The sequence below is a fragment of the Bacteroides sp. f07 genome (genome assembly GCF_042854785.1).
Classification (GTDB): domain Bacteria; phylum Bacteroidota; class Bacteroidia; order Bacteroidales; family Bacteroidaceae; genus Bacteroides.
This window is the reverse complement of record NZ_BAABXI010000001.1, coordinates 3,554,927-3,579,253: the sequence shown is the minus strand read 5'-3', so window position 1 is coordinate 3,579,253 and position 24,327 is coordinate 3,554,927. Positions and strand designations below refer to the sequence as shown.

The window sequence follows — 24,327 nt, the reverse complement described above, 5'->3', positions numbered from 1 at the left end:
AATAACGAAAAGATGCTCTGTTTGGAGAAGAGCTAACGATTTTCTTGCTCAAATCTTGATTTTGTTGACACTTTCTTACTGATAATTATAATGCTTAAAAATTGCTAAATAGAAAATATTTCGTTTTAAACTCTCATTTTATCTATTGATGTGCTTACAATATGATACTTTTTAGTTAAAAGTATAACATATTTTTCTACTTGTTATAATTTGTATTATCTTTGCAACCTGTTAGATATGAAAAAATCTGTTTATAGGTTAAATTTAAGAGAGAATTTATGAAAAGAAAATTGATGTTCTTAATGACCTTCCTTTTTATAGGCATAGGTTTGATGACAGCGCAAACGTCCAGAGTTACCGGGTTGGTAACTTCTGAAGAGGACGGACAACCTGTCGTAGGTGCTTCAGTATTGGTGAATGGCACTTCCCTTGGTACTATCACTGATATTGATGGTAAGTTTACAATCACTAATGTACCAAGTACTTCTAAGACTTATTAGTCTTTTTTCTTCCTTTTCCTCTTTTGTTTTTCTTCTATCATACTGTAAATCAGTATTTCTTTTTCGAATTTAGCAATTTAACACTTCACTTTGTTTCTTTTATTGAAACTTTCTTTTCCTGTTTTTGTGAAATGAGTGGTATTGGCTCTTTTTCCGTTTTCGAAGCGAGTGCTGAGATTCTACCCGATTGGGTGGGGGAAATTGAGAGGGATTTCCTTTTTGGGAAGGAGAAGAAACATCTACTTGAATATGGAATAATATGTAGAAGACTTGATTGTAGCAAGTACTGCATTCATCTGGATTTCGTCCTTTTGTTTTCGGGGCTTATGTTTTTTTGGGGGGCATTGCAAACGATTTGAGTATTCGTTTGCAATGACTTTCTTATATCTGCCGTTTCGGGCGGAGGTTGGCTTTATGGCATTTCGTTTTCCATTTGGAACTTGCGGCTTACTTTCATCAGGTTGATAGTGTAAGTCACTACGTTTTGAGCTTCCTGAACCATTGTCAGATAGACCATGCTTACGCGGATGCTTCCCGATTGGCTTTGTATGCGTTGCAGCTCTTTGCGTTTCAGTAGTGAGAGCTGACCATTGAGGTCGTTGGCGCGGCGGATTTCTTCTTCCATGTTGTTGTACTCGTTGTTTTCCAGCTTCTTGCGGCATTGTTGAATCAGGTAGGTGATATCTTCGGCGGCATCGCTGAATTCACCTTTCTGGATAGCGTCCAGCGGGTTGAAGTTGTTGTCGATATGTTCCAGGCACGGTTCGCAGAGACGGGCGATACTGTATACCAGTTCGCTGGCGAAGTCGTTGCCCTGGTAGTAGTAAAGTCCTTTTTCGAGTACGGTGTTGTTGTCGAGACGGCACATGGCTACGGTTCCCGTACGCTTCATCTGTTTGATGAGCTGCTTTTCAAACTTGGTGGAACCCATCGCACGGCGCAGTCCGCGGAGATTTTCGTGCAGGAAAGAGGTGACGGTGAGTTCGAAATTCGTTTCTGCATATTCCAGTACTTTGGAGAGCTCTTCGCGGGTGTGCTTGCGCATCAGTTGCAGGGCTTCTTCGCTGTCTGTGGTCTGCATGAGTTGCTTCAGCGTTTCGTTGCCTTGCGCTTTCGCTTTGCGTTTCTTATACATCACCTGGCTGCGTATCAGGATGAATACAGCGAGGGCGATAAGGGCGATGATGGAGATGTTGCCACCGTAATGGAGTACGAGGGCGACGAAGAAACAGATGGTAAAGGCTGCTCCTGCGGTGATGAACCAGCCGCCGATGACGCTCAGTACACCTGTGATACGGTAGACGGCGGAGTCACGTCCCCAGGCGCGGTCGGCGAGTGAAGTACCCATGGCTACCATGAAGGTGACGTAGGTGGTGGAGAGGGGGAGCTTCAGTGAAGTTCCCAAGGCGATGAGCAGACCTGCCAGTACGAGGTTGACGGATGCGCGGACAAGGTCGAAGGCAGCTCCGTCGGCGATGATGGCTTCGTCTTTACGGAAGCGGGAGCTGAACCATTGCTTGCTGTTTTCCGGCATGATGCGTGAGATGCTGTTGGCAAGTGTCATGCTGATGCGGACTACCGTGCGGGCTATCGGGGTGCTTCCGAAAGTTTCTTCACCTTCGTCCTGGCGGGAGAGGTCGACGGAAGTCTTGATTACTGCATGGGCTTTTTTAGAGGTGCAGAGGGCATAGACCATGATGGCACCGGCGCCGATGAGGAAGTACCACGGGGTTTTGGCGGGGCCTAGCAGTGAGGTCATCAGGAAGCCGTTGGCGTTGCCTGCTCCGTTGGCGGTGTAGTCCATGAAGGATGAGAAGCCCGCGAGGGGGACGCCGATGAAGTTGACGAGGTCGTTGCCGGCGAAGGCGAGGGCAAGGGCGAAGGTGCCCATGAGGACGACGACTTTGAAGACGTTGACTTTGAGCCAGTGGAGTATTTGCATCAGTATGGTGAAGAATACGAAAAAGACGGTGATGAGCATCCATGTGTTTTCCTGTATCCAGTGTTTATTGTCGGGGGTCATGAAAGAACTGTCTTTCAGACCTTTGATGAGCATGAAGTAGATGATGGAGGTTGCAGCGATGCCGCCGAAGAGGGCGATGCTGTATTTCATCTTTTTCTTATAGTTGAAGGTGAAGACCACGCGGGCTATCCACTGCACGAGCATTCCGAAGAAGAAGGCGATGGCGACGGATACGAAGATGGCCATGATGACGGAGAGAGCCTTGTCGGTATTGATGAGGTCGCCTAGGCCGAGGGTATCACTGTTGTGTACTTTGATGAGGGAGAGGGCAAAGGTTCCGCCGAGGAGCTCGAAGACGAGGGATACGGTGGTAGAGGTGGGCATACCCATGGAGTTGAATACGTCAAGCAGTACTACATCGGTCAGCATGACGGCGAGCAGGATGCACATGATTTCGGCAAAGTAGAAGTGCTCGGGCTGGTAGATGCCGTGACGGGCGATGTCCATCATTCCGTTGGACAGTGAGGCGCCGATGAAGATGCCGATGCCGGCTATGAACAGGATGGTTTTGAACGAGGCGGCCTTGGCGCCTACCGCCGAGTTCAGGAAGTTGACTGCGTCATTGCTCACGCCGACTATCAGGTCGAAAATGGCGAGGACGAAGAGGAAGATGATGATGCATAAATAAATTGTCTCCATAAATAATATGTGTGTATGTTATTTCCGGGTGCAAAGGACGGGAATAGACGTTGCAGAGAGGTGTCATATGTGTTACATTTGTGTTACATCAAGGAAAAATTAGAGCCATGCGGGGGCTTGTTGCGAGATGGGAGTGTGGTGTGGGGATTGCGGGGGCAGTCTGAACGTTTTTTTTTGATAACTATCTTCAAACCAATTCATTTCCGTACGGAAATGAGCTGAACGGTACGGAAATGAACTAATCTTAGTTTTTCTAAAATTAGATTGGCAGTATGCAATGATTTAATCCCCGTTATATATAAATTTATTCGTCTGACAGTTGTTGAACTTTCGTCTGACAGTTGTCAGACGGAAGAATAACAGTTGTCAGACGAAAGTTCAACAACTGTCAGACGAATAAAATCATGCATCATCAATCATAAATTCATTCAGTATTAACGACAAATTAGCACAAGTTCGAAATTAGTTCATAACCGCGTACGGAAATGAATCTGTTTCTTTGCCATTTGTTGATTATAGTGTGTTTGTATTTTTACTCAGCCGGTCATAGAAGGTGTATTGTGCTCGGATGCTTGGCGTGCCGGGTATTCTTTTTTTGAATACGTTTTGCAGTTGGGCGTCCACCCAGCAGGCTTTTTGGTTGTCGGCGAGTTGGATGTTGAGCATTTCTATCAGGCTGTCGCGCAGGTCAGGAGCGAGGATGGGTGTGACGGCTTCGATGCGGCGGTAGAGGTTACGGCGCATCCAGTCGGGCGATCCCATAAAGACTTTGGGGTTGCCGTCGTTGCCGAAGTACCAGATGCGGGCGTGCTCCAGGAAACTGTCTACAATACGGGTGACACGGATGTTACGGCTGTATGGCTGACTGGGGATGAGGCAGCAGATACCGCGGACGATGAGGTCTATTTGTACGCCGTGTTCGGATGCTTCGTAGAGGCGGTCAATCATGGTGGGGTCTTGAAGGGCGTTCATTTTGAGGATGATGCGTCCTTGCTTGCCTTGGTCGGCGAGGGCTATTTCGCGGTCGATGAGGCGGTTCAGTTCCGGGATGAGGTTGAAGCGGGCAACGAGAAGAGTGGTGAACTTCGGGTCTTCCTTGCCTTGGAGCGTGCGGAAGAGGTTGTAGAGGTCGTTCACTATCTCTTTGCGACAGGTGAAGAGTCCGCAGTCGGCGTAGAGCGTGGCGGTTTTCTCGTTGAAGTTGCCGGTGCTGATGTAGGCGTAGCTGGGGAGTTTTTCGCCGTTCAGTCCGCGGCGGCGGATGAGGGCTACCTTGGCATGGACTTTCAGACCGGGGATGCTGTATATTATTTTGATGCCGGCGGCTTGCATCATTTCGGCGGTGGCGAGGTTGTTCTCTTCGTCGAAACGGGCTTTCAGTTCTACGAATACGGTGACTTTCTTACCGTTTTGGGCGGCGGCTATCAAGGTGTTGATGACGGCGGAGTTTTCGGCCACGCGGTATTGTGTCACCATGATTTCGCGGGTTTCCGGGTTGTGTACGGCTTCGTAGAGGAAGTGGATGAAGTGCTCGAAAGAGTGGTAAGGGTAATAGAGCAGCAAGTCCTTTTGGGCGACGTAGTTGAAGATGGATTCCTTTTCGTCGAGGACGGTGAGCTTCATAGGCTTCGGTTTTTCAAGGCCACGCAGAGATTTGTTCGGGTTGGGGAGATGGCGCAGGTCTTCCAGATTCAAGTGCTTGTCGCCGGGGACGAGTTCGTCACGGTGGATATGGAAGGCGTCTACAAGGAAGTCCAGGAAGTCTTGCGGCATGGCACGGTCGTAGACAAAACGGCATACGTCGCCTATCTTGCGTTTCTTTACTTTTTTCTTCAGTTGGGCCACGAGGTCGGCGCTGCTGGCGGTGTCGTCAATCAGGATATCGGCGTCGCGGGAGATTTTGATGCAGTAGCTCGAGTCGATGTCGTAGCCGGGGAAGATGAGGTTGAGGTTCGCCTTGATGATGTCTTCGGTGAACATCAGGTAGTGATTCTTCTCGTAAGACGGAAGTTCGATGAAGCGGGGTACCTTGGCGTAGGGTTGTTTCATGACGAAGTAATAGGGAGTACGTGGCTCGGTGTTCTTCAGATAGACGCGGATGGCAAGATAAAGCCGGTTGTCTCGCAGGAAGGAGACGATTTTATCCTTGGATACGGGTACGGGCTGAAGATAAGGAAAGATTTCCTCTTTGAAGAAGTCTTTGATAAACTGCTGGTGGAACGGTTCTACGTGTCTGTCCTGATAGAATATGATATGGTTTTTGCGCAGGGCGGGCAGTATCTTTTGTTCGTAGATGCGTACACGGTCGTCCAGTTGCCGGTTGACTTCCCTGTTGATTTCTTCTACAAGCTCGCGGGCGGATTGTACGGTCTCTTCGTCGCTTTCCGTAGCTCCCGAAGCGACAGCTTTATGGTCGGCTACACGGATTTTGTAAAATTCTTCGAGATTGGAAGAGTAGATGGAAATAAAATTAATACGCTCGTAGAGCGGGAGATGCTCGTCCAGAGCTTCCATCAATACGCGGTAGTTGAATGACAGCCAACTGATATCCCGCTTAAAATAATTATATTTGCTTTCCATGTGCTTTAAGATTTTTCCAAATATAGTATCTTTGTGGGATTAAACAAAGAATTTTATGACAAGAATTGGATTATTATCTGATACTCACGCTTACTGGGACGAGAAATACTTGGAATATTTCGAGCCGTGTGACGAGATTTGGCATGCCGGAGATATTGGCTCAGTGGAAGTTGCGGAGAAGCTGGCAGCATTTCGTCCGTTCCGTGCCGTCTATGGAAATATAGACGGGCAGGAAATCAGAAAACTGTTTCCGCAGGTAAACCGCTTTACGGTGGACGGTGCGGAAGTGCTGATAAAGCATATCGGTGGTTATCCGGGGAAGTATGATCCTTCGATTATCGGCAGCCTGATGGCACGTCCGCCAAAACTTTTCGTCAGCGGACATTCGCATATATTAAAGGTGAAATATGACAAAACACTGGATATGCTACATATCAATCCGGGGGCGGCAGGGATGTCCGGCTTCCATAAGGTGCGGACCTTGGTGCGTTTTGTTATCGACCAGGGGGCGTTCAGAGATTTGGAAGTAATCGAACTGGCGGATAAATAATGATTCATCCTATGAGCCGCAATCGAGAATTGGCATGGCGGCGCATTGAAATAATGGCACATTATTTTTGTCATTTCAGATTTCTTTCCGACCTTTGCACACAGTTAATGAATTAACTTAGACGAACATGAAAGGAATTATTCTCGCCGGAGGAAGTGCTACCCGCCTTTATCCGCTTTCCAAAGCGATTTCCAAACAGATTATGCCTGTGTATGACAAGCCGATGATTTATTATCCGCTGTCCACACTGATGTTGGCAGGCATACGTGAAGTGCTGGTTATCTCAACTCCGCGTGACTTGCCGATGTTCCGTGATTTGCTGGGGACGGGTGAGGAATTGGGAATGTCCTTCTCCTACAAGATTCAGGAGCAACCCAACGGATTGGCACAGGCTTTCGTCTTGGGAGCTGATTTCTTGAACGGTGAACCGGGATGTCTGATTCTCGGTGATAATATGTTCTACGGACAGGGATTCTCCGCCATGCTTCGCCGGGCTGCAAGTGTGGAAAAAGGAGCCTGTATTTTTGGCTATTACGTGAAAGATCCGCGCGCTTACGGTGTGGTGGAGTTTGACGAACAGGGAAATGTGATTTCTTTGGAAGAAAAGCCGGAAGTGCCGAAAAGTAATTATGCAGTGCCCGGACTTTACTTCTATGATGCCAGCGTGACCGAGAAAGCGGCGGCTCTTCGCCCTTCGGCTCGTGGAGAATATGAAATAACGGATTTGAACCGCCTTTATCTGGAAGAAGGTACGTTGAAAGTCGAACTGTTCGGACGCGGATTCGCCTGGCTGGATACGGGAAATTGCGACAGTCTGCTGGAAGCCTCCAATTTCGTGGCTACTATTCAGAACCGTCAGGGATTTTACGTTAGTTGCATTGAAGAAATTGCCTGGCGCCAGGGATGGATTCCGACCGAGCAACTGCTTCTGTTGGGACAGCGGCTCGAAAAGACCGAGTATGGCAAGTACCTCATCGAACTGGCAAAACAATCCTAAAATCAACATAATAAATAAAATATGAAAACTTATTTAGTGACCGGTGCCGCAGGCTTTATCGGTGCGAATTACATCAAGTACATCTTAGCCAAGCATAGCGATGCCAAAGTCGTGATACTGGACGCTCTGACGTATGCAGGTAACTTGGGAACGATTGCCAAAGACATTGACAACGAACGCTGTTTCTTTATCAAGGGAGATATTTGCAACCGCGATGTTGTAGACGGTCTTTTTGCTGAGTACCGCTTTGACTATGTAGTGAATTTTGCTGCCGAAAGTCATGTGGACCGCAGCATCGAAAATCCGCAACTGTTCCTGATTACGAATATTCTCGGAACGCAGAATCTGCTGGATTGTGCGCGTCGTGCATGGGTGATGGGTAAAGACGAACAGGGGTATCCGACTTGGAGAAAGGGCGTACGTTATCATCAGGTATCTACCGACGAAGTGTATGGTTCACTCGGAGCCGAAGGGTATTTCACCGAAACGACCCCGCTTTGTCCTCACAGCCCGTACAGTGCTTCCAAAACAAGTGCGGATATGTTTGTAATGGCTTATCACGACACGTATAAGATGCCGGTTACGATTACCCGTTGCTCCAATAACTACGGTCCGTACCACTTCCCGGAGAAACTGATTCCGTTGATTATCAAGAATATCCTTGAAGGAAAGCATCTGCCTGTCTACGGTGACGGCAGCAACGTGCGCGACTGGCTTTATGTGGAAGACCACTGCAAGGCAATCGACCTCGTAGTGCGTGAAGGCAAGGAGGGCGAAGTGTACAACGTAGGCGGACATAATGAGAAGACAAATCTCGAAATCGTGAAACTGACTATCGCTACCATTCACCGCCTGATGACAGAGAACCCCGAATATCGTAAGATACTCAAGAAGAAAGTGAAAGATGCCAACGGCGAAATATCTGTCGACTGGATTAACGAAGACCTGATTACTTTCGTCAAAGACCGCCTGGGACACGACCAGCGCTATGCCATCGATCCGACGAAGATTACAAATGCCTTAGGATGGTATCCGGAAACGAAATTCGAAATCGGAATCGTCAAGACCATCGAATGGTACTTGGAAAACCAGGCTTGGGTAGAAGAAGTCACCAGTGGTGATTATCAAGGTTATTACGAAAAGATGTACGGGAAATAATTTCTCAACTTATCAACATTCCGATTGATAAAAGAATACCCATAAGCAGCATATTGCGCGAAGTCTCGCCTAATATGCTGTTTAATTTTTTACCACTATATATCTTTACCATCCGTCTCCAGGTAAATACATGGGGAATCAGGTAGAGTTGTGGTAGAAGGGCTGCATAGATATGTCCTTCAAAAAGGAAATACAGGCAGAGGAGAGAAGCCGCAATCCCCAATGACAAATAAAAGTAGCGTCCGAACTTCTCGCCGAAGCGGACAATAACCGTCCGTTTTCCGCTGTGTGCGTCCGCTTCGCGGTCGCGGTAGTTGTTCACTACCAGCAGGGTGTCGATTAGCAATCCGCAGACAAGGGAAGCGATGGTGACGTCCGGTGTCCATGTCAATGCTTGCACATAGTAAGTTCCACCCACGGGTACGAATCCGAAAAAGACAATGACTAATATATCTCCCCAACCATTGTAGGAGAGGGGATAAGGTCCCGTAGTATAAAGAAAAGCAAACAATACGCAAAGTACTCCTACAATAATAAGCTCCCATCCGGCAAAAAAAAGCAATGTGCAACCGATAAGACAGGCAAGGGCAACGGTCACAATAATTCCTCTTTTCATCGCCTGTGGAGAAATCCATCCTTGTGCGCAGGCGCGTTCAGGGCCCAGGCGGTCTTCGCGGTCGGTTCCTTTGAGGAAGTCGAAAAGGTCATTGATGAAATTGGCGGCAATCTGCATCAAACCCGCAAACAGGCAGCAGACGAGTGCGGGCTGCCAATGGAAATGTCCGTCCATTGCGGCAAGGGCCGTACCTATCATGACGGGGGTGATGGCTCCTGTGAGTGTCTTGGGGCGTGCTGCTAATATCCATGCTTGCAATGAGTTACGCTTTACTGCTTCCATACTGTTACGTTTTGCATCTTCCATGCTGTTGCGTTCTACTTCTTCCATGCTGTTATCTTCTTGCTGTTTCTGTACTTTTATATCCCATAAGAAGTTTTGACGGACAAAGATAATACTATTTGGGAAATATTCTCTATTACTTTTACCTCACATCCCAGTCGAAAGAATACACAACGCCATTAACGGGGATGAAGACGGTCATAATGGTTCCTTTTTTTCGTTTGATATTCATATAGCCTATGATACATTCACCCGGATGAATGGTGTTTATTTTCATATACCCCTGTTCCTTGACTTCTCTGTCGTTTTCCATCATGTTTCCTAACGTCTGCATCTGATGGGATGCGGCCATATTGGCTTGCAATGTAGCATTTGCATCATAATGTTGGGTGACTGTGGTGTATGGAAGACCATTCGGTGAATAAGTGGTAGAGTAAGAAGTGGAATATCCTGCCATTCCTGCACTAAGTCCGGTAGAAAATCCATATAAAGCCATGGCCCATGTTTGTGACCGTCTTACCTTTCTCTGAAACATTTCGTTTGTATATACTTGAAGTTGTAGTGTGTCTGCTGTTTTTGTCGTTAAATATGCTGAAACCTTTGTCGGGTCAAACAGTAAAGATGTGTCACTATGATTATAGATGTAAATATGTATTTGATAATGTTTCCCGTAGTCTTTGATTTTATAACATGTGGTTCCTACAGTGACATTTTCAATATCCCTATAGAGCCATAATACTCCATCGTTGTATTCTGTTATTACAGTAGTGTCGTTCTCAACTTGGTCAATAGTTTGTGAATAGCAAGCTATTGACCATAAAAGAAACAATATTATAAGATTGGCTTTCTTCATATTTTTGTTTTTGGGATGATGGTTACAAGTCTTTTCCGTTTGAATGATTATACTCGTTGTCATAAAACATTTTAATGTAATATTCCTCATAGCTTTTCCTGTCAATCATAAACCATACTGATTTTGGGAAAATTGATTTCATCTTTTCAAGTATGAACAAGAGCGCTTTCCATGATTATTACTTATTGTTTAATTCATTCAGTGGAAGGCCTTTTGTAAAAATGCAAATGTTTCCCAAATATCTGTTTCCTGTTTATTCAATTCATTACCATACTGTTTTAAAAGATTAATACTTACGTTTCCGGCACAAAGATATCGAAAACGATGATTTTGTCCCATATTCAGCAGTGATAAATTGAATAGATGTGTTGCGAAACAGAATTTTGCCGATTCTATGGGACTGTGTAACTTGTAGTAAATTTTGAAATACCCTTTGGCTCATTTCCTCACAATTATCCACGACTTTTTCTCATTTAATCTTTTGGACAAAAGAGTATATTCACTTTTGCCTGACTTTATTGCTGCATGTTTGCTCGAAAGAACAGGAAGCGTTCCGGTTCGGTCAGCACTGTGGTTGCTGGTAGGAGTATTAATCGATTAGAGAAGAAATACTGCTTTCTGTGGGAACCTGTATCGGTGTATCAGTGGATTGGTGGATTGGCTGAGAAGAAACGTACGAAAAGAAACAGATATGAATAATCTTTCATTTAGTTTATCAGATATCAAATTAAAACGATTATCTTTGTTTTCTAATCATTTAAATCTCACGCTTATGTCAGTAAATGAATGGAAGGAACTATATATTGACCCGAGAACAGATTTCGGATTCAAATACCTTTTCGGAACACCCATGAATAAAGAACTGTTAATCGGCTTTTTGAACGCTCTTTTTCATGGAACATATATCATCGAAGACCTTACTTATCTTAACGGCGAGCAATTGGGTATTCGTAAAGAAGACCGCCGTGCCATCTTTGATGTGTATTGTGAAACGGAAAGCGGTGAAAAATTCATTGTCGAGATGCAGAATGTATTCCAACAATTCTTCAAAGACCGCAGTGTCTATTATTCCACCTTTCCCATCCGCGAACAGGCCAAACGGGGAGATTGGGATTATCGACTCGAATCGGTCTATACGGTAGGAATACTCAATTTTGTGTTCGATGAAGACAAGGATTCAAAGGACTATTTTCATCATGAGGTGAAATTGATGGATGTAAATACCAAAAAAGTATTTTACGACAAACTTACATTCATCTATTTGGAACTCCCCAAGTTTACCAAGACGGAACATGAACTGGAAACATTGTTCGAAAAATGGGTTTTCGTCTTGAAAAATCTATCCCGCCTGCTGGAACGTCCAGCTGCATTGCAGGAACGCGTCTTCAGCCGTCTGTTCGAAGCTGCTTCAATAACCCGTTTCACCCCAAAACAGTTGAGAGAGTATGAGGACAGCGTGAAAGCGTACCGGGATATTGTGAATGCTGTGAATACGGCACGGAAAGAAGGACATGAGGAAGGACATGAAGAGGGACTGAAAGAAGGGTTGGAAGAAGGACTGAAAAAAGGCCGTGAAAAAGAAAAAATGGAAATAGTAAGGAAGATGAAGTCGGACGGATTGTCTGATGGCATGATTGCCAAATACACAGGGCTTCCAATTGGGGAAATAGAGAGAATCTGAAAGGAAATATGAATTTATTGGTTCCGTTCAATCATCTGCATTTATAAACGAGAAATGAAGAAAACAATATACCCCTTTATTCTGCTGATGTTACTTTTGCTGGTTTCTTGTAAATCGAAAAAGAATGTCGTATCAACCTTGCCGCATCTTGTTTTGAATATCGACTCCGTCTCCAAGGAGATAACAGATACTACCGATGCCATTGCCGGGATGTTCGCCCCCGACCATTCTCAACTTAAAGATCTGAACGTCTCGAAAAACAAGAAACGTAAACCCAAGAAACAAGAAACCGTCGTTGATGACAAACACGCTGACTGGGTGCTTCGTGGCACAAAGATAACCTCTTCGGCAGTCAAACTTTCTTCTGCCTATGCGGGCATAGACCGTGTCGTGAACTACGACTTTACCCACCGTGACGTTCCCGAAGCATTCGAGGGGTTCCGCATCGCTTTCATTTCCGACTTGCACTATAAGAGCTTATTCAAAGAACAAGGTTTGAACAGCCTGGTCAATCTTTTGATTGCTCAAAAGGCAGATGTCCTCTTGATGGGCGGTGATTACCAGGAAGGCTGCGAATACGTAGAACCCTTGTTCGCTGCACTTTCGCGTGTAAAGACACCGATGGGGACTTACGGAGTGATGGGAAATAACGACTATGAACGCTGCCACGATGATATTGTGCGTACGATGGAACATTACGGAATGCGTGTGTTGGAACATAAAGTGGATACGCTTCGCAAAGACGGCCAGCAGATTCTTATCGCCGGAGTGCGCAACCCTTTCGACCTTGCCCGCAATGGCGTGTCACCGTCTTTGGCACTTTCTCCCAAAGACTTCGTAATCCTGCTCGTGCACACACCGGATTATATAGAAGACGTTTCGATAGCCAACACCGACCTTGCCTTGGCGGGACACACACATGGCGGACAAGTCCGTATCTTTGGAATTGCTCCGATACTGCCCTCACATTACGGCAATCGTTTTGTGACCGGACTGGCTTATAACTCGGCAAAGATTCCCTTGATTGTCACCAATGGCATCGGCACCTCACAAATGCCAATCCGTATCGGTGCTCCGGCAGAAATAATAATGATTACTCTCCATCGGCTGACAGAGTAGATACACTTTCTCGCATGACTTTTTTGTAGAATCTCACACTTTGTCGGATATGTGCTTTAAGTATTTCGCAGACCTTTTATTGCTTCCCAAACTTTCGGATGCAGAAAATATCGGATGTCCTTTCCTGCATCCAAAGCCTCACGGATAAACGTAGAACTGATTTCGAACATAGGGGAGCGAACGAGACGTACCGTTTCCGGCAATTCCTCTTCATTCACGGGAAAGCCCGGACGGGGATAAATGATGATTTGGTTCTCTTTGATGATACGCTCCGACTGATACCAACGGTCGAAGCGTGCCCAATTATCTGAACCGATAATAAAATGAAATTCACGTTCGGGATACGCTTCGCGCAACTTCTCCAATGTATGTACGCTATAAGAAGGGCGTGGCAGATGACACTCAAAATCCGAGACTTGGAAGCGGGGGTAATCACTGATAGATAACCCGACTAATTGAAGACGAAGCTCGTCACTCCATAACTCAGCCTGTGTCTTTAAAGGATTTTGCGGGCTGACCATAAACCAAATTTCGTCCAATCCCTCGTATTCACAAAGATAATTGGCTAAAGCGAGATGCCCGATATGAATCGGATTGAATGACCCGCTGAAAATTCCGGTTTTTGGCTTGCTGACTTTTTCCGCCATCCCTCTACTTTGTTATTTTTCCAAGAATTCTTTGATGACCTTCAAGGCTTCCTCTTTAGCTATTTCCAAATTGTCATTCACGATGACACGATCAAACTGCGGAGCAAAACTCAATTCATATTCCGCCTTTGCGATACGGCTTTCAATCACTTCGGGAGCATCCGTTCCGCGCCCTTCCAGGCGGCAGCGCAGTTCCTCTACCGAAGGCGGCTGAATAAACACCGACAAAGCCCGGTCGCCATAAAACTTCTTGATATTGCATCCGCCTACCACATCGACATCGAATACCACATTCTGTCCGGCTTCCAGTTGCTTTTCCACTTGCGCTTTCAGCGTGCCGTAGTAGCGGTCTTTATACACCTCTTCATATTCGAGAAACTCATTATTCTCTATGCGGCAACGAAACTCTTCAGGCGTGAGGAAGAAATATTCGACCCCATGCTGCTCCGTACCCCGTGGCGGGCGACTGGTGGCAGAAATAGAAAACGCAAGATTCAAGTTCTGCGTCAGCAGATAATTGATGATAGTAGATTTGCCCGACCCTGACGGGGCAGAGAAAATAATTAATTTGCCTGTCATTGGTGAAATGGTTTAAATTACATTCAAGATTTAAATTACGTTCAAGATTTGAATTACATAACGTTCAACACCTGTTCCTTAATCTGTTCCAACTCATCCTTCATCTGAACGACGATTTTCTGCATCTCGGCATGGTTGGATTTGCTGCCCAGCGTATTGATTTCACGTCCCATCTCCTGAGCGATAAATCCGAGTTTCTTGCCCTGTCCGTTGCCACTTTCCATCGTACTGATAAAATATTTCAGATGGTTGCCCAATCGTTGCTTCTCTTCATTCACGTCCAGCTTCTCGATATAATAAATCAACTCCTGTTCCAGGCGGTTCTTGTCGTAGTCCACGTTCAAAGTCTTTTCGAGAGCATCCGTGATACGCTCTTTCACCTTCTCCACACGTTCCTTCTCGTACGGAGTGATTTTTTCGAGCAAGCTGTTGATATTCTCAATCTTCTCACGGAATTTCTTTTCCAGTGCGGCACCTTCCTGCTTGCGGAAATCCACTAGGTGACCGACCGCTTCGAGCACAGTGGCATGAACCGTATTCCATTCTTCTTCCGAAAGTTCCTGAATTTCCGTTTTCGACATCACATCCGGCATGCGGAGCAATACCTGAAGCCAGTCTCCCGGTTCCGGACGAGGGATACCCAGTTCGTTGCAGATTGAATCCAGTTGAAGGTAGTAATTTTCAAGAATTGCCTTATTGACAGGGATAGCGTCTGCGCCCTCTTTCTTCTCAATCCACAGGCTGAAATCCACCTTTCCACGTTCCAGCACTTTAGAAATCTCGTTGCGGATTTCAATCTCTTTTTCACGGTAAGCCGGAGCAATGCGGGTGGACAAGTCCATCGCTTTGCTGTTGAGCGACTTGATTTCTACATTTATTTTTTTGTCGGGGAGTTCGGCCGTAGCTTTGCCGTATCCTGTCATAGACTGTATCATATCCTTAAAGTTTTGTGCAAAAGTACACGAATATTTTAAGAATTGGAAATAATCATGTAAATTTGCGACAATTTAATAAGCTGATTTTTATGTCGTGTATACTAAATATTGAAACCTCTACTTCTGTTTGCTCGGTAGCGGTCAGTCAAGACGGACAGACGATTTTTGTGAAAGAGGACTTGAAAGGTCCTTCACACGCCGTGTCTCTGGGAGTATTTGTAGATGAAGCGCTGTCGTTCATTGACAGTCATGCTATTCCGTTGGATGCGGTTGCCGTAAGTTGCGGACCGGGTTCTTATACGGGGCTCCGGATAGGAGTTTCGATGGCAAAAGGAGTTTGTTACGGACGCAATGTCCCTCTGATCGGAATACCGACACTCGAAGTATTGAGCGTTCCCGTATTGTTGTATCACGATCTTCCCGAAGACGCGTTGCTCTGTCCGATGATTGATGCCCGCCGCATGGAAGTCTATGCAGCCCTTTATGACCGCAGCCTGAACGTGAAACGTGCCATTGCCGCCGACATCGTGGACGAAACATCCTACTTGGAATATCTTGACCGGCAGCCGGTCTACTTCTACGGAAACGGAGCCGGTAAATGCCGCGAGAAGATTACGCATCCCAACGCGCATTTCATTGATGATATCCATCCGCTGGCAAAAATGATGTTCCCGCTCGCAGAGAAGGCAGTAGCCGCCGAAGACTATAAAGACGTAGCTTATTTCGAACCTTTCTACCTGAAGGAATTTGTAGCTTCAATGCCTAAAAAACTTTTATAAGCTCCGTCTGTTATGAACAATTATCCATCATCCATTGTAGAATTATCCATTAAAGATATGCAATATAATACTCAACAAAAAAGAATGCCGCTTCCCGAATACGGGCGTAGCATCCAGAACATGGTCGATTACGCGTTGACTATCGAGGATCGGGCAGAACGTCAGCGTTGTGCCAACACTATTATCAATATCATGGGAAATATGTTCCCTCACCTGCGCGATGTACCCGACTTCAAGCATAAGCTCTGGGATCATCTCGCCATCATGTCCGGCTTCGAACTGGATATCGATTATCCTTACGAGATTATCCGTAAAGATAACTTGGTGACCCGTCCGGAACCTATTCCTTACTGCACTGCCCGTATGCGTTACCGCCACTACGGACACACATTGGAAATCCTGATAAAGAAAGCCATTGAATTTCCCGAAGGAAACGAAAAGAGAAATCTCATAGCCCTCATCTGCAACCATATGAAGAAGGACTACATGGCTTGGAACAAAGATACGGTAGATGATAAGAAGATTGCCGAAGATCTCTACGAACTTTCTGACGGCAAGCTTCAGATGACTGATGATATTATCCGCCTTATGGCAGAGCGTCTCAATCAGAACTATCGTCCGAAGACGAACTATACCAATAATCGTCAGAATAACAAGAGAAGATATTAGAAACAAGTATTTGATACTTGATATTTAAAACTTAATGCTTGAACAATGGCTTCATTTGTAATAGAAGGGGGACATCGGCTCTGCGGGGAGATTCATCCGCAAGGCGCCAAAAACGAAGTTTTGCAGATAATCTGTGCCACGTTGCTGACTGCTGAGGAAGTGACGGTGAACAATATACCTGACATTTTGGATGTCAACAACCTTATCCAGCTCCTGCGCGAGATGGGTGTTACCGTTGCAAAGAAAGGCATTGACTCTTATAGCTTTAAAGCTGAAAACGTAGATCTCGCTTACCTCGAAAGCGATGAATTTCTGAAGAAATGCTCCAGTTTGCGCGGTTCCGTGATGCTTATCGGGCCGATGGTGGCACGCTTCGGCAAAGCGCTGATTTCCAAACCGGGCGGAGACAAGATAGGCCGCCGCCGACTGGATACTCACTTTGTCGGCATCCAAGCCCTGGGCGCGGATTTCCGTTACGATGAAGAACGGGGTATTTATGAAATCACCGCCGGCAGGCTCCAGGGCAACTACATGCTGCTGGACGAAGCATCCGTCACCGGAACAGCCAATATAGTGATGGCAGCCGTACTTGCCAAAGGTACTACTACCATCTACAATGCAGCCTGCGAACCCTACGTGCAGCAGCTCTGCCGCCTGCTCAACCGCATGGGCGCGAAAATCAGCGGCATCGCGTCCAACCTGCTCACCATCGAAGGAGTAGAAGCATTGCATGGCACGCAACACACCGTACTGCCCGATATGATTGAAGTCGGCAGCTTCATCGGCATGGCGGCCATGACAAAAAGCGAGATTACCATTAAGAATGTTTCTTACGGGAATCTCGGTATTATCCCCGAAAGTTTCCGTCGTCTGGGCATCAAGCTCGAACAAAGAGGAGACGATATTTATGTCCCCGCACAGGAAACCTACGAGATAGAATCCTTTATCGACGGCTCCATCATGACCATAGCGGACGCCACCTGGCCGGGACTGACCCCCGACTTGCTGAGTGTGATGCTCGTAGTAGCCACACAAGCCAAAGGCAGCGTGCTCATCCATCAGAAAATGTTCGAAAGCCGCCTGTTCTTCGTTGACAAACTCATAGACATGGGCGCGCAAATCATTCTTTGCGACCCTCACCGCGCCGTAGTCATCGGTCACAACCACGGCTTCAAGCTGCGCGGCGCACGTCTGACGTCCCCCGACATCCGTGCCGGTATCGCCCTTCTGATTGCCGCAATGAGTGCCGAAGGAACCAGTACCATTAGTAACATTGAACAAATAGACCGTGGTTATCAGAACATCGAAGGACGTCTGAACGCCATCGGCGCCCGAATCACCCGAATATGATAAAGAAAGAAGAAGTATATAAAATAGGATTATTCAACAAGCCGCACGGCATCCACGGTGAATTGCAGTTCACCTTTACGGACGACATTTTCGACCGCGTGGATTGTGATTATCTTGTCTGCCTGCTCGACGGTATCTTCGTGCCTTTCTTCATCGAAGAATACCGCTTCCGTTCCGACTCCACCGCTTTGGTGAAACTTGAAGGAATAGATACTGCCGAACGTGCCCGTATGTTCACCAACATAGAAGTCTATTTTCCCGTGGCGCACGCCGAAGAAGCCGAAGACGGCGAATTATCCTGGAACTTCTTTATCGGTTTCCGCATGGAAGACATTCACCACGGCTCACTGGGTGAATTGGTGGATGTAGATACAACTACCGTCAACACCCTTTTCGTTGTCGAAAAAGAAGATGGCGAGGAACTGTTGGTTCCTGCACAAGAAGAGTTTATCCTGGGAATAGACCAGAAACAGAAACTCATCACCGTGGAGCTTCCCGAAGGGTTGCTGAACCTGGATGAACTGGAAGATGACCGGTGAGAACCAACAAAACGATGAACCACTCATCACCCGAAAATAGCAAATCTGAAAATAGTAAATAGTAAATCGTAAAATAGTAAATACCCGAGATGCCAAAGAAAAGACGAAGTAAAGCTTTCTGGAAGAATTTCAAGTTTAAGTATAAACTGACGATTGTCAACGAGAATACACTTGAAGAGATTGTGGGGCTTCGTGTATCCAAACTCAATGGTCTTTCGGTACTGCTCAGCGTGTTGGCAGTGCTTTTCCTGATTGCTGCCTGCATCATCGCCTTCACTCCTTTGCGCAACTACCTTCCGGGCTACATGAATAGTGAAGTCCGCTCCCAAATCGTAGGCAACGCCTTGCGTGTAGACTCCCTGCAAGCGGTTCTCAACCGGCAGAACCTCTACATAATGAACATTCAGGACATCTTCAGCGGCAAAGTCCCCATCGACAGCGTGCAGACGCTCGATTCGCTGACCGCCGCCCGCGAAGACACCTTGATGGAACGCACCAAACGCGAAGAAGAGTTCCGCCGCCAGTACGAAGAAAATGAGAAGTACAACCTGACATCCATCACTTCCCAACCGGACGTGACGGGACTTATCCTTTACCGTCCCACCCGCGGAATGGTTTCCGGCCATTTCAACGCAGAAAAGAAACATTTCGGTACGGACATTGCCGCCAACCCCAACGAAAGTGTGCTGGCTACAATGGATGGAACCGTCATTCTAAGCACATATACCGCCGAAACCGGCTACCTGATTGGCGTGCAGCATAACCAGGATTTTATTTCAATCTACAAGCATTGCGGATCCCTGCTCAAGAAAGAAGGCGACCGCGTGAAAGGTGGCGAAGCCATCGCCCTGGTAGGCAATAGCGGAACCCTCAGCACGGGCCCGCACCTGCATTTCGAACTTTGGTACAAAGGTCATCCGGTGAATCCGGAGAAATATATCGTATTTTAATAATGAATATAGAAACGAATAAAAAGAAGAAACAAATAGCCATCTTAGGCTCCACCGGCTCTATCGGTACACAGGCATTGCAGGTCATCGAGGAACATCCCGACCTGTACGAAGCCTATGCGCTGACAGCCAACAACCGCGTCGAACTCCTCATTGCCCAGGCACGGAAGTTCCAGCCGGAAGTAGTGGTGATAGCCAACGAAGCAAAGTATCCCGAACTGAAAGAAGCATTGAGCGACCTGCCCATCAAAGTGTACGCAGGAACCGATGCCATCTGCCAGATTGTAGAAGCCGCGCCCATCGACATGGTGCTGACGGCCATGGTAGGCTATGCCGGACTGAAACCGACTATCAACGCCATCCGTGCCCGCAAAGCCATTGCGCTGGCAAACAAAGAAACGCTGGTCGTAGCCGGCGAACTGATTAATCAATTAGCGCAGCAATACCGCACACCGATTTTGCCCGTAGATTCCGAACATTCGGCAGTTTTCCAGTGTTTGGCAGGAGAAGTCGGCAACCCGATAGAAAAAGTAATACTCACCGCTTCAGGCGGGCCTTTCCGCACCTGCACCCTGGAACAACTGAAATCTGTAACCAAGACGCAAGCCCTCAAGCATCCCAACTGGGAGATGGGAGCCAAGATAACCATCGACTCCGCTTCTATGATGAACAAAGGTTTTGAGGTGATCGAAGCCAAATGGCTGTTTGGTGTCCAGCCCAGCCAGATTGAAGTAGTGGTGCATCCGCAATCCGTCATCCACTCGATGGTACAGTTTGAGGACGGTGCGGTGAAAGCACAGTTAGGCATGCCCGATATGCGCCTGCCCATCCAGTACGCTTTCTCTTATCCCGACCGTATCAGTTCCACTTTCGACCGTCTTGATTTTGCCAAGTGCACCAACCTGACGTTCGAGCAGCCCGATACGAAGCGGTTCCGCAACCTCGCCCTGGCTTATGAAGCCATGTACAGAGGCGGCAATATGCCCTGCATCGTCAATGCCGCCAACGAGGTAGTGGTGGCCTCTTTCCTGAAAGACGGCATCAGCTTCCTCGGCATGAGCGACGTGATAGAAAAGACAATGGAACAAGCTATGTTTATAGCCAACCCCACATACGATGACTATGTAACCACCGACGCGGAAGCACGGAGAATCGCTTCCGAACTGGTGAGCCGGCAAAGTCTCTGAGCAATGATTAGTAATTTGTAAATAGTAAAATAGTAAATAATAAACATGGAAACATTTTTGATTCGTGCCCTGCAATTGATAATGAGCCTTTCGCTGCTCGTCATCATTCATGAAGGCGGGCATTTTCTCTTTGCCCGTTTATTTAAGGTGCGTGTAGAGAAATTCTGCTTATTCTTTGACCCTTGGTTCACCCTTTTTAAATTCAAACCCAAGAAAAGTGATACTGAATATGCCGTAGGCTGGCTGCCGTTGGGCGGCTATGTAAAGATAGCCGGTATGATTGATGAGTCGATGGATACCGAACAGATGAAACAACCCGAACAACCGTGGGAATTCCGCTCCAAACCGGCGTGGCAACGCCTGTTAATCATGGTTGGTGGCGTACTGTTCAACTTCCTGCTGGCACTGTTCATCTACTCAATGATACTTTTCGCCTGGGGTGACCAATATATAAAGGTACAGGAAGCCCCCCTCGGTATGGACTTCAACGAGACAGCCAAGGCAGTCGGCTTCCAGGATGGTGACGTACTTCTCTCTGCCGACGGCGTTCCTTTCGAACGTTATGACGGCGATATGCTAAGTCAAATAGCCGATGCCCGCGAAGTAAGCGTTCTCCGCAACGGTGCGAAAGCATCCGTTTACATTCCCGAAGACCTGATGCAACGCCTGTTGGCAGACAGCGTCCGCTTCGCGTCCTACCGTTTCCCGTACGTTGTAGACAGCGTAATGGTAAACTCTCCTGCCGCACAAGCTGGCATCCTGCCGGGTGACAGCATCATCGCCCTGAACGGAACACCGATTTCTTTCTCCGACTTCAAGCAAACGATGGCGGAACGTAAGAAAAACGAAGCAACTATGCTCAAAGACAGCATCGACCCTCGTCTCATCAGCCTTACTTATGTACGTGGCGGTGCAACAGACACCTTGACTATGCGTGTAGACTCCGCCTACATGATGGGAGTAACCGCCTGCCTGGTGACAGACCGCTTGCTGCCAATGGTGAAGAAACAGTATGCTTTCCTCGAATCCTTCCCCGCAGGCGTTTCCCTCGGCGTGAAGACTTTGAAAGGCTACGTCGGCAACATGAAATATCTCTTCTCCAAAGAAGGAGCCAAGCAACTGGGCGGCTTCGGAACTATCGGAAGTATCTTCCCCGCAACATGGGATTGGCATCAGTTCTGGTACATGACAGCCTTCCTCTCCATTATCCTGGCTTTCATGAACATTCTGCCTATCCCTGCCTTGGACGGCGGTCACGTGCTCTTCCTCTTCTACGAGATGATAGCCCGTCGCAAACCGAGTGACAAGTTTATGGAATACGCCCAGATGACCGGTATGGTTTTGCTCTTCGGTCTATTGATTTGGGCAAATTTCAATGATATATTGAGGTTCTTCTTCTAACTTCCGGCACTGTGTGCTGGTTGTTGGAATAGAAACTTCATTCGCAACGGAATTATCTTCGGAATGTGTGGACGCAAGAACGTAAATGTACTACATTCCGTTGATATTCAATGAAATATAGAACCTGATTTATGGAATATAGAAACGGCGTTTTAACACAGTGTTAATACGCCGTTTTTGTATCTAAGAAATGCAAATGTCTAGGTTTGTCTATGAGAAAAGGCGTTTTCTCGGTTTGCCTGTATATTGGGTCAGAAATGATTGTTAAATCATTAAGGCTTCCTCTTATTTACTTTTGAGCGTAGAAGGCTGTGACAATCTCAAGCTGCTGACGATAGCCGCCACAACTGCAAATCCGCTTCCCACCATCAGGCAGACAGCCGTACTTCGGTCATGCGTGATAAAACTGAAAAGCATAGCCACCAATGTCGTTCCCGTAGTCTGTCCCAAGAGACGTGCCATCCCCAACATTCCGCTCGCTCCGCCCGAACGCTGCGTCGGAGCTGACGAGATAATCGTACTGTTATTCGGTGTCTGAAACAACCCGAAGCCCGCCCCGCATATCATCAACCTCAGAATAATACTAATATCGGACGACTCGGCAGTCAGGCTCGAAAGCGAGAAAAGCCCGACGGCAAACAGCACCATTCCGATACTGCCTAATATCCCCGGATGGATACGCTCGACGAGATACCCCGCCAACGGTGCCGTGACAAGCGTAGCCAACGGCCACGGAGTAAGCAGCAACCCGGTCATCACCTCACTGTGCCCCAACGTGTTCTGAAGGAAAAACGGCAGGGATACCATTGCCGACATCTGCGCGATAAACGAACAAATGGAAGTCAGGATAGACAACCGGAAAATCGGTATTCGCAGCAAGTCGAGCGGTAGGAGAGGAGTTGTCTGAGTCAACTGCCGACGTACATAATACGTCCCGACTACCGCTACCACCACCAACTGAACGACCAGAAAATCCATCTTCTCATGATGCGCAAATCCGTCCAGCGTGTAAATCAGTAACCCGAAAGTTATCGCATTCGCTATGGCACTGATATAATCGAACTTTCGTTTCGACAATTCTTCCTGCTTCGGTAAATGCTTGATACCCAAAAACAACGCCGTGATTCCCAACGGCACGTTAATGGCAAACAACCAATGCCAACTGGCAATCGAAAGAATACCGCTAGCCACAGAAGGACCTGCCGCTGCCGATATGGCAACCACCATCGCATTAATTCCCATCCCCCGGCCAATCTGACTTTTCGGGTAAATATACCGCAACTGCGCCGTATTCACACTCGTAATGGCGGAAGCGCTGAACCCTTGGAAAATACGTGCCACCGTCAGCGTCCAGAATGAATCGGACAGCGCGCAAATCAGCGAAGTGATACAAAACAACCCGATGCCCGAAAGAAAGACTTTCCGATAACCAATCATCTCCCCCAAAGCGGAAAAGGACAACAGGGATATGACGATTGCCAACTGATACCCATTGATAATCCACGTAGTCACGGCAGGCGTCGTCCCGAAGTCATGCGAAAGCGTAGGCAATACGATATTAACTATATTGATGTCCAGTACAGACATGCAAAGAGCGAATCCGACGGATACCACCGCCCAAATACGTTTGGGCATCGGCAATCCGTCGGATTCGTCAGATATATGAGTCGTAGTTATTGTTTGTACCATAAAAAACTTATTCTTGCAGAATTATCTTTTGTCCGTAAAAGTAAACAAAACAACCGTACAGGTGTTTTTGTTTTCTTTGAAAAATAAGTTTTTTTAGTGGTGGAGATTTTCTCAACTTTTGGATTATCTCCCCCTTCGGGATTACTTTAGTTTCAGAATCCGTTGATTGCTGCTCCCCCGAAACTCCAGGTAAGGAGAAAAGAGCGACTGCTCGAAACGTCCGTCCACCAACACGTCGATGTAAGGAAGAATAGCCTTCAACCGTGGTTTCACCTGAATCTCCTCATACGTATACCCGGTATAGCACCACACATTCATCCCCGTCTCTTCTTTCACCCGCTTGGCGAGCGACAGAAATTCTTCGGGATAGAAGAAAGGGTCCCCGCCGGAGAAAGTCACCCCGTCCAACAACGGATTCGCTTTAATCTCCCTGATGATAGACGAAACCTTCTCTTCCGTCAACAGTTCCCCCGCTTTCGGATTCCAGCTTTCCGGGTTGTGGCAGCCGTGACAGTGATGAGCGCATCCGGCAAGATAAATAGAATACCGGATGCCTGCACCGTCCACTATTGTTTCAGGATAAGTTCCTAATAAATTCATTGGT

At 47.0% G+C, this 24,327-nt stretch carries 23 protein-coding genes; 14 read left to right on the top strand and 9 right to left on the bottom strand.

The annotated features are described in order from the left end of the window. Positions 1-278 precede the first annotated feature (278 nt). On the top strand, positions 279-500 hold the full coding sequence (locus tag ACGHVY_RS14650) for a carboxypeptidase-like regulatory domain-containing protein (RefSeq protein ID WP_308745590.1): 222 nt from the start codon (positions 279-281) through the stop codon (positions 498-500). Between the two features lie 412 nt (positions 501-912). On the opposite strand, the gene ACGHVY_RS14645 is transcribed toward ACGHVY_RS14650, so the two are convergent. Together ACGHVY_RS14645 and ACGHVY_RS14640 are read right to left on the bottom strand one after the other, a co-directional pair. Continuing rightward, positions 913-3,162 (bottom strand): anion permease, encoded by a 2,250-nt coding sequence (locus ACGHVY_RS14645; RefSeq protein WP_390599556.1) that lies wholly within the window; start codon positions 3,160-3,162, stop codon positions 913-915. Between the two features lie 513 nt (positions 3,163-3,675). Beyond that, positions 3,676-5,742, bottom strand: coding sequence for an RNA degradosome polyphosphate kinase (locus tag ACGHVY_RS14640; RefSeq protein ID WP_390599555.1), 2,067 nt, complete (start codon positions 5,740-5,742; stop codon positions 3,676-3,678). A 55-nt stretch (positions 5,743-5,797) separates the two neighbouring features. Here ACGHVY_RS14640 and ACGHVY_RS14635 point away from each other — a divergent pair, with 55 nt between their 5' ends. The 3 genes from ACGHVY_RS14635 (at position 5,798) to rfbB (ending at position 8,447) form a co-directional block, all read left to right on the top strand. Then, complete coding sequence (locus ACGHVY_RS14635) at positions 5,798-6,292, top strand: metallophosphoesterase family protein (RefSeq protein ID WP_308745587.1); 495 nt, start codon at positions 5,798-5,800, stop codon at positions 6,290-6,292. 127 nt (positions 6,293-6,419) lie between these two features. Further along, positions 6,420-7,289 carry a glucose-1-phosphate thymidylyltransferase RfbA gene (rfbA, locus tag ACGHVY_RS14630; protein WP_308745586.1) on the top strand — a complete coding sequence of 290 codons (870 nt, stop codon included), beginning with the start codon at positions 6,420-6,422 and terminating at the stop codon, positions 7,287-7,289. Positions 7,290-7,310: 21 nt separating this feature from the next. Next, positions 7,311-8,447, top strand: a complete 1,137-nt coding sequence (rfbB, locus tag ACGHVY_RS14625) for a dTDP-glucose 4,6-dehydratase (protein WP_308745585.1) — start codon at positions 7,311-7,313, stop codon at positions 8,445-8,447. Between the two features lie 4 nt (positions 8,448-8,451). Here rfbB and ACGHVY_RS14620 read toward each other — a convergent pair whose 3' ends face one another. Both ACGHVY_RS14620 and ACGHVY_RS14615 read right to left on the bottom strand, forming a co-directional pair. Continuing rightward, positions 8,452-9,345, bottom strand: coding sequence for a 1,4-dihydroxy-2-naphthoate polyprenyltransferase (locus ACGHVY_RS14620; protein WP_390599694.1), 894 nt, complete (start codon positions 9,343-9,345; stop codon positions 8,452-8,454). 142 nt (positions 9,346-9,487) lie between these two features. After that, positions 9,488-10,198 carry a hypothetical protein gene (locus ACGHVY_RS14615; RefSeq protein WP_308745584.1) on the bottom strand — a complete coding sequence of 237 codons (711 nt, stop codon included), beginning with the start codon at positions 10,196-10,198 and terminating at the stop codon, positions 9,488-9,490. Positions 10,199-10,723: 525 nt separating this feature from the next. On the opposite strand from ACGHVY_RS14615, the gene ACGHVY_RS14610 reads away from it, so the two are divergent. The 3 genes from ACGHVY_RS14610 to ACGHVY_RS14600 all read left to right on the top strand — a co-directional run bounded on the left by ACGHVY_RS14610 (position 10,724) and on the right by ACGHVY_RS14600 (position 12,998). Further along, positions 10,724-10,897, top strand: a complete 174-nt coding sequence (locus tag ACGHVY_RS14610) for a hypothetical protein (protein WP_390599554.1) — start codon at positions 10,724-10,726, stop codon at positions 10,895-10,897. A 73-nt stretch (positions 10,898-10,970) separates the two neighbouring features. Next, the gene (locus tag ACGHVY_RS14605) at positions 10,971-11,879 is read left to right on the top strand and encodes an Rpn family recombination-promoting nuclease/putative transposase (RefSeq protein ID WP_308745582.1); all 909 of its coding nucleotides are present in this window, start codon (positions 10,971-10,973) and stop codon (positions 11,877-11,879) included. A gap of 54 nt (positions 11,880-11,933) precedes the next feature. Then, positions 11,934-12,998, top strand: coding sequence for a metallophosphoesterase (locus tag ACGHVY_RS14600; protein WP_390599553.1), 1,065 nt, complete (start codon positions 11,934-11,936; stop codon positions 12,996-12,998). A gap of 56 nt (positions 12,999-13,054) precedes the next feature. Here the strand turns inward: ACGHVY_RS14600 and nadD are convergent, their stop codons facing one another. The 3 genes from nadD to ACGHVY_RS14585 are packed head-to-tail and all read right to left on the bottom strand — an operon-like array spanning position 13,055 to position 15,159. Then, positions 13,055-13,645 carry a nicotinate (nicotinamide) nucleotide adenylyltransferase gene (gene nadD, locus ACGHVY_RS14595; protein ID WP_390599552.1) on the bottom strand — a complete coding sequence of 197 codons (591 nt, stop codon included), beginning with the start codon at positions 13,643-13,645 and terminating at the stop codon, positions 13,055-13,057. 12 nt (positions 13,646-13,657) lie between these two features. Beyond that, entirely contained in the window at positions 13,658-14,224 is a 567-nt protein-coding gene (gmk, locus tag ACGHVY_RS14590) for a guanylate kinase (protein ID WP_308745579.1), read from the bottom strand. Between the two features lie 53 nt (positions 14,225-14,277). Beyond that, positions 14,278-15,159 (bottom strand): YicC/YloC family endoribonuclease, encoded by an 882-nt coding sequence (locus tag ACGHVY_RS14585; protein ID WP_308745578.1) that lies wholly within the window; start codon positions 15,157-15,159, stop codon positions 14,278-14,280. Positions 15,160-15,248: 89 nt separating this feature from the next. Between ACGHVY_RS14585 and tsaB the strand changes: the two genes are divergently transcribed. From tsaB to rseP, 7 genes are all read left to right on the top strand, one after another. Further along, positions 15,249-15,938 (top strand): tRNA (adenosine(37)-N6)-threonylcarbamoyltransferase complex dimerization subunit type 1 TsaB, encoded by a 690-nt coding sequence (tsaB, locus tag ACGHVY_RS14580; RefSeq protein WP_390599551.1) that lies wholly within the window; start codon positions 15,249-15,251, stop codon positions 15,936-15,938. Positions 15,939-15,995: 57 nt separating this feature from the next. After that, positions 15,996-16,607: a DUF4290 domain-containing protein gene (locus ACGHVY_RS14575; RefSeq protein ID WP_308745612.1), complete on the top strand. Its 612-nt coding sequence runs from the start codon at positions 15,996-15,998 to the stop codon at positions 16,605-16,607. A gap of 45 nt (positions 16,608-16,652) precedes the next feature. Next, positions 16,653-17,957 carry a UDP-N-acetylglucosamine 1-carboxyvinyltransferase gene (gene murA / locus ACGHVY_RS14570; RefSeq protein WP_308745576.1) on the top strand — a complete coding sequence of 435 codons (1,305 nt, stop codon included), beginning with the start codon at positions 16,653-16,655 and terminating at the stop codon, positions 17,955-17,957. Beyond that, positions 17,954-18,496 carry a ribosome maturation factor RimM gene (gene rimM, locus ACGHVY_RS14565; RefSeq protein ID WP_308745575.1) on the top strand — a complete coding sequence of 181 codons (543 nt, stop codon included), beginning with the start codon at positions 17,954-17,956 and terminating at the stop codon, positions 18,494-18,496. Before murA ends, rimM begins: the two co-directional genes overlap by 4 nt. An 89-nt stretch (positions 18,497-18,585) precedes the next feature. Further along, entirely contained in the window at positions 18,586-19,446 is an 861-nt protein-coding gene (locus ACGHVY_RS14560; RefSeq protein ID WP_308745574.1) for a M23 family metallopeptidase, read from the top strand. A gap of 2 nt (positions 19,447-19,448) precedes the next feature. Continuing rightward, a complete protein-coding gene (locus tag ACGHVY_RS14555; protein WP_390599550.1) occupies positions 19,449-20,633 on the top strand; it encodes a 1-deoxy-D-xylulose-5-phosphate reductoisomerase in 1,185 nt (394 codons plus the stop codon). A gap of 45 nt (positions 20,634-20,678) precedes the next feature. Next, positions 20,679-22,034, top strand: a complete 1,356-nt coding sequence (gene rseP, locus ACGHVY_RS14550) for an RIP metalloprotease RseP (protein WP_390599549.1) — start codon at positions 20,679-20,681, stop codon at positions 22,032-22,034. 285 nt (positions 22,035-22,319) lie between these two features. On the opposite strand, the gene ACGHVY_RS14545 is transcribed toward rseP, so the two are convergent. Then, positions 22,320-23,723 carry an MFS transporter gene (locus tag ACGHVY_RS14545; protein WP_390599548.1) on the bottom strand — a complete coding sequence of 468 codons (1,404 nt, stop codon included), beginning with the start codon at positions 23,721-23,723 and terminating at the stop codon, positions 22,320-22,322. Between the two features lie 141 nt (positions 23,724-23,864). Beyond that, complete coding sequence (nrdG, locus tag ACGHVY_RS14540) at positions 23,865-24,323, bottom strand: anaerobic ribonucleoside-triphosphate reductase activating protein (protein ID WP_308745571.1); 459 nt, start codon at positions 24,321-24,323, stop codon at positions 23,865-23,867. Between the last annotated feature and the right edge of the window lie 4 nt (positions 24,324-24,327).

Coding starts and splice junctions, on each gene's coding strand:
- murA (WP_308745576.1), top strand. CDS start 16,653: ATGGCTTCATTTGTAATAGAAGGGGGACATCGGCTCTGCGGGGAGATT.
- ACGHVY_RS14635 (WP_308745587.1), top strand. CDS start 5,798: ATGACAAGAATTGGATTATTATCTGATACTCACGCTTACTGGGACGAG.
- rimM (WP_308745575.1), top strand. CDS start 17,954: ATGATAAAGAAAGAAGAAGTATATAAAATAGGATTATTCAACAAGCCG.
- ACGHVY_RS14620 (WP_390599694.1), bottom strand. CDS start 9,345: ATGGAAGCAGTAAAGCGTAACTCATTGCAAGCATGGATATTAGCAGCA.
- tsaB (WP_390599551.1), top strand. CDS start 15,249: ATGTCGTGTATACTAAATATTGAAACCTCTACTTCTGTTTGCTCGGTA.
- ACGHVY_RS14615 (WP_308745584.1), bottom strand. CDS start 10,198: ATGAAGAAAGCCAATCTTATAATATTGTTTCTTTTATGGTCAATAGCT.
- ACGHVY_RS14545 (WP_390599548.1), bottom strand. CDS start 23,723: ATGGTACAAACAATAACTACGACTCATATATCTGACGAATCCGACGGA.
- ACGHVY_RS14610 (WP_390599554.1), top strand. CDS start 10,724: ATGTTTGCTCGAAAGAACAGGAAGCGTTCCGGTTCGGTCAGCACTGTG.
- ACGHVY_RS14555 (WP_390599550.1), top strand. CDS start 19,449: ATGAATATAGAAACGAATAAAAAGAAGAAACAAATAGCCATCTTAGGC.
- ACGHVY_RS14575 (WP_308745612.1), top strand. CDS start 15,996: ATGCAATATAATACTCAACAAAAAAGAATGCCGCTTCCCGAATACGGG.
- ACGHVY_RS14605 (WP_308745582.1), top strand. CDS start 10,971: ATGTCAGTAAATGAATGGAAGGAACTATATATTGACCCGAGAACAGAT.
- gmk (WP_308745579.1), bottom strand. CDS start 14,224: ATGACAGGCAAATTAATTATTTTCTCTGCCCCGTCAGGGTCGGGCAAA.
- ACGHVY_RS14650 (WP_308745590.1), top strand. CDS start 279: ATGAAAAGAAAATTGATGTTCTTAATGACCTTCCTTTTTATAGGCATA.
- nadD (WP_390599552.1), bottom strand. CDS start 13,645: ATGGCGGAAAAAGTCAGCAAGCCAAAAACCGGAATTTTCAGCGGGTCA.
- rfbB (WP_308745585.1), top strand. CDS start 7,311: ATGAAAACTTATTTAGTGACCGGTGCCGCAGGCTTTATCGGTGCGAAT.
- ACGHVY_RS14640 (WP_390599555.1), bottom strand. CDS start 5,742: ATGGAAAGCAAATATAATTATTTTAAGCGGGATATCAGTTGGCTGTCA.
- ACGHVY_RS14585 (WP_308745578.1), bottom strand. CDS start 15,159: ATGATACAGTCTATGACAGGATACGGCAAAGCTACGGCCGAACTCCCC.
- nrdG (WP_308745571.1), bottom strand. CDS start 24,323: ATGAATTTATTAGGAACTTATCCTGAAACAATAGTGGACGGTGCAGGC.
- ACGHVY_RS14560 (WP_308745574.1), top strand. CDS start 18,586: ATGCCAAAGAAAAGACGAAGTAAAGCTTTCTGGAAGAATTTCAAGTTT.
- ACGHVY_RS14645 (WP_390599556.1), bottom strand. CDS start 3,162: ATGGAGACAATTTATTTATGCATCATCATCTTCCTCTTCGTCCTCGCC.
- rfbA (WP_308745586.1), top strand. CDS start 6,420: ATGAAAGGAATTATTCTCGCCGGAGGAAGTGCTACCCGCCTTTATCCG.
- rseP (WP_390599549.1), top strand. CDS start 20,679: ATGGAAACATTTTTGATTCGTGCCCTGCAATTGATAATGAGCCTTTCG.
- ACGHVY_RS14600 (WP_390599553.1), top strand. CDS start 11,934: ATGAAGAAAACAATATACCCCTTTATTCTGCTGATGTTACTTTTGCTG.